Below are 4,593 nucleotides of genomic sequence, written 5' to 3' on the forward strand. Positions count from 1 at the left end.
AGCTCCTGACAGCGCCCCGCGCGGCGTCGCATCCGTCACCTGAGTCGTACGGCCACCGCGAGGCCCCCCGCCGCCGCAAGCAAGCCGCACGACACCGAAAGACTCGGAGGACCTGCGGTGCACGAACTGCCGCAACAGCTGGTCAACGGCCTGCTACTGGGATCCATGTACGGCCTGATCGCCATCGGCTACACAATGGTCTACGGCATCGTCCAGCTCATCAACTTCGCCCATGGCGAGATCTTCATGGTCGGCGGTTTCGGCGCCCTCACCGTCTGGCTCTGGCTGCCGGGCGGCACCAGCATGTGGCTCGCCCTGCCACTGATGCTCATAGGCGCCGTCATCGTCTCGACCCTCATCGCGGTCGGAGCCGAACGCTTCGCCTACCGCCCGCTGCGCGGCGCACCCCGCCTCGCACCCCTCATCACCGCCATCGGACTCTCCCTCGCGCTGCAGCAGGCCGTCTGGGCCTGGTACCCCAACGCGAAGTCGTCCCGCACCTTCCCCGAGTTGCCAGGCGGCTCCATCCACCTCGGCTCCGTCACCATCCAGCCCGGCGACATCTTCCTGCTGATCACCGCCCCGATCTGCATGTTCGCCCTCGGCTACTTCGTGATGAAGACCCGCGTCGGACGCGGCATGCAAGCCACCGCACAGGACCCCGACACCGCCAAGCTCATGGGTGTCAACACCGACCGCGTCATCGTCGTCGCCTTCGCGATCGGCGCCGCCTTCGCCGGCATCGCCGCCGTCGCCTACGGCTTCCGCTACGGAGAAGTCCAGTTCCGCATGGGCTTCCTCTGGGGACTCAAGGCCTTCACCGCCGCCGTACTCGGAGGCATCGGCAACATCTACGGCGCGATGCTCGGCGGCCTCGTCCTCGGCGTCGCCGAAGCCATGGCCACCGCCTACATGAACGACATCCCCGGCATGAGCCAGCTCGGCGGGCAGTCCTGGGCCGACGTCTGGGCCTTCGTACTCCTCATCGTCGTACTCCTCGTCAGGCCACAAGGCCTCCTTGGCGAGCGCGTCGCGGACAGGGCGTGACCACCATGACCACACAGAACACCGCGGCCGACGCGCCGAGCCCCAAGCAGGACCACACCCCCACCGGCCTCATCGCCATCCCCGAGGGCCCCGCCCGCGCACTGGCCACCGGCGGCGGCATCCTCACGATCATCTCCGCGTTCCTCGCCTGGACCTGGACCCCGTCGTTCCCCGGCGACCTCACCGTCTACGGCTACCCCGGCGGCCTCCAGATCCTCGTCCTGATCGCCGGCATCCTGACGACGCTCTTCGGCCTCGCCTCCTACGGAATCAAGGGCGTACGCGCCCTCGCTCCCGGCGGAGCCGACGCCGCACTGAAGTACGCGGCACTCGCAGCCTTCGCCACCACCTGGTACACGATCATCTCGATCAGCTACCAGCTCGGCGGCCTCGCCAACCTCGAACCCGGCGGCTGGATCGCCGCGCTCGCCACCCTCGGCTCCTTCGTCGGCGCCCTCGCCCTGCCCTTCACCCGACCGCACACCTACGCGATCGACCCCGAAGACACCGGCAGCGAACAGTTCAAGCACCGCATGCGCAACGGGTTGGTCATCTTCAAGGGCGCCTTCGCCGCCGAAGCACCGCCCACACCGCGCAAACTCCCCAGCTACGTCGAGATCCTCATCATCATCGTCGCGCTCGCCGTGGGCCTCCTGGTCTTCACCTACGGCATCGGCACCGAGTACGACGAGCTCTTCATCGGCTTCCTGGTCACCGTGGCATTCTCCTTCGCCGCACTGTCCAAAGCGGGGCTCGTCGCCCAGGTCTCCACCTACACCGCGCGACACCGCAACATCACACTCGCCGGTGCCTTCGCCGCCGCCGCGGCCTTCCCGTTCACACAGAGCGACGACCAGTACGCCACCATCGGCGTCTACATCCTCATCTTCGCCACCGTCGCCCTCGGCCTGAACATCGTCGTCGGCCTCGCAGGACTCCTCGACCTCGGATACGTCGCCTTCCTCGGCGTCGGCGCCTACGCCGCATCCATGGTCTCCGGATCGCCGTCCTCGCCCTTCGACCTCCACCTGCCGTTCTGGGGCGCCATCCTGGTCGGCGCGAGCGCCTCGCTCATCTTCGGCGTACTCATCGGCGCACCGACCCTGCGGCTGCGCGGCGACTACCTCGCCATCGTCACCCTCGGCTTCGGAGAGATCTTCCGAATCGTCGCCATGAACGCCGACGGCACATCGGGCCCGGACATCACGAACGGCTCCAACGGCATCTCCTCGATCCCGAACCTCAAGATCCTCGGCTTCGACTTCGGCATCGAGCACACCGTCTTCGGCGTCACCATCGGCCGCTTCGCGAACTACTTCTTCCTGATGCTGCTCATCACCCTCGTCGTCGTGCTCGTCTTCCGGCGCAGCGGCGACTCCCGCATCGGGCGCGCCTGGGTCGCCATCCGCGAGGACGAGACCGCGGCCCTCGCCATGGGCATCAACGGCTTCCGCGTCAAGCTCATCGCCTTCGCACTCGGCGCCACGCTCGCCGGACTCGCCGGCACGGTACAGGCACACGTCACCTACACCGTGACACCCGAGCAGTACCAGTTCGCCAACACGGTCCCGCCCAACTCCGCGTTCCTGCTCGCCGCCGTCGTCCTCGGCGGCATGGGCACCATCAGCGGACCCCTCGTCGGCGCGGCACTGCTCTACCTCATCCCGAGCAAGCTCTCCTTCCTGGGCGACTACCAGCTCTTCGCCTTCGGCCTCGCGCTCGTACTGCTCATGCGCTTCCGCCCCGAGGGCCTCATCCCCAACCGCCGCCGCCAGCTCGAATTCCACGAGGCCGAACTGGCTCCCGGCGACACGCCGCCACCCACAGTCCTCAGCAAGACAGGGGCCTGAGCCATGACCACCGACACCACCACCAGCAAGGACAGCCCCGCCGCGACGCCGGCCGGAGAAACCGTCCTGGACGCCAAGGGCGTCACGATGCGCTTCGGCGGCCTCACCGCCGTGCGCTCCGTCGACCTCACCGTCAACAGCGGCGAGATCGTCGGCCTCATCGGCCCCAACGGAGCAGGCAAGACCACCTTCTTCAACTGCCTCACCGGCCTCTACATCCCCACCGAGGGCGAAGTCCGGTACAAGGGCAAGGTCCTGCCCAGCAAATCGTTCAAGGTCACCGCGGCCGGCGTGGCCCGCACCTTCCAGAACATCCGCCTCTTCTCCAACATGACCGTCCTGGAAAACGTCCTCGTCGGCCGCCACACACGCACGAAGGAAGGCCTCTGGTCAGCCCTCCTGCGCGGCCCCGGCTTCCACAAAGCCGAAGCCAAATCCAGGGCCCGCGCCCTGGAACTGCTCGAATTCGTCGGCCTCGCCGAGAAGGCGGAACACCTCTCCCGCAACCTGCCCTACGGCGAACAACGCAAGCTGGAGATCGCCCGGGCACTCGCGAGCGAACCCGGCCTGCTCCTCCTGGACGAGCCGACCGCGGGCATGAACCCGCAGGAGACCCGCGCCACCGAGGAACTCGTTCTCGCCATCCGGGACATGGGCATCGCCGTCCTCGTCATCGAGCACGACATGCGCTTCATCTTCAACCTGTGCGACCGCGTGGCCGTACTCGTCCAAGGCGAGAAACTCGTCGAGGGCGACAGTGAAACCGTCCAGCAGGACGACCGCGTCATCGCCGCCTACCTGGGCGAGCCCTTCGAAGGAGCCCCCGGCAGCACAGAGGCCGACGCGACGGGCAACGAGGAGAACAGCTGATGACCGCACTGCTCGAAGTCGAGGACCTCAAAGTCGCCTACGGCAAGATCGAAGCCGTCAAGGGCATCTCTTTCAAGGTCGAAGCCGGCGAGGTCGTCACCCTGATCGGCACGAACGGCGCAGGCAAGACCACCACACTGCGCACGCTCTCCGGACTCCTCAAACCGGTCGGCGGCTCCATCAAATTCAACGGGAAAACCCTGCGGAAATACCGCGCCGACCAGATCGTCGCGCTCGGCCTCGCCCACTCTCCCGAGGGCCGGCACATCTTCCCGCGCATGACGATCGAGAACAATCTGCGGCTCGGCGCATATCTGCGCAGCGACAAGGCCGCCATCGAAAAGGACATCGCGCGCGCCTACGAGCTCTTCCCCATTCTCGGGGAGCGCAGAAAGCAGGCGGCGGGCACGCTCTCCGGCGGCGAGCAGCAAATGCTCGCCATGGGACGCGCGCTCATGTCCCAGCCGAAACTGCTCATGCTCGACGAGCCTTCCATGGGCCTTTCACCGATCATGATGCAGAAGATCATGGCGACCATCTCCGAGCTCAAATCCCAGGGCACGACCATTCTACTCGTCGAACAGAATGCCCAGGCGGCGCTCTCGCTCGCCGACCACGGTCATGTCATGGAGGTCGGCAAGATCGTCCTGTCCGGGACGGGGAACGACCTGCTGCACGACGAGTCCGTGCGCAAGGCGTACCTCGGCGAGGACTAGGGACTCTGTCCCGGCATACGAGAAGGCCCCCACCCCCAAAACGGGTGGGGGCCGTCTCGGAAGTCAGCGAGAGGGGTCTAATTACCCAGAGCTGCCATAATATAGTAGGC

Annotated in this window: 4 protein-coding genes; all 4 read left to right on the top strand. The window is 66.7% G+C overall.

Annotated features, from left to right (window positions below; all coding sequences use genetic code 11):
• Positions 1–117: 117 nt before the first annotated feature.
• The 4 genes from ACFQ7F_RS45365 to ACFQ7F_RS45380 are packed head-to-tail and all read left to right on the top strand — an operon-like array spanning position 118 to position 4,483.
• Positions 118–1,047 (top strand): branched-chain amino acid ABC transporter permease, encoded by a 930-nt coding sequence (locus ACFQ7F_RS45365; protein ID WP_383285497.1) that lies wholly within the window; start codon positions 118–120, stop codon positions 1,045–1,047.
• A 5-nt stretch (positions 1,048–1,052) separates the two neighbouring features.
• Positions 1,053–2,897 carry a branched-chain amino acid ABC transporter permease gene (locus tag ACFQ7F_RS45370; RefSeq protein WP_383285500.1) on the top strand — a complete coding sequence of 615 codons (1,845 nt, stop codon included), beginning with the start codon at positions 1,053–1,055 and terminating at the stop codon, positions 2,895–2,897.
• A 3-nt stretch (positions 2,898–2,900) separates the two neighbouring features.
• Positions 2,901–3,767 (top strand): ABC transporter ATP-binding protein, encoded by an 867-nt coding sequence (locus tag ACFQ7F_RS45375; RefSeq protein ID WP_383285503.1) that lies wholly within the window; start codon positions 2,901–2,903, stop codon positions 3,765–3,767.
• On the top strand, positions 3,767–4,483 hold the full coding sequence (locus tag ACFQ7F_RS45380; RefSeq protein ID WP_383285506.1) for an ABC transporter ATP-binding protein: 717 nt from the start codon (positions 3,767–3,769) through the stop codon (positions 4,481–4,483). The genes ACFQ7F_RS45375 and ACFQ7F_RS45380 overlap by 1 nt, the downstream gene beginning before the upstream one ends.
• Positions 4,484–4,593 lie beyond the last annotated feature (110 nt).

Source organism: Streptomyces sp. NPDC056486, from assembly GCF_042795295.1.
Taxonomy (GTDB): Bacteria; Actinomycetota; Actinomycetes; order Streptomycetales; family Streptomycetaceae; genus Streptomyces.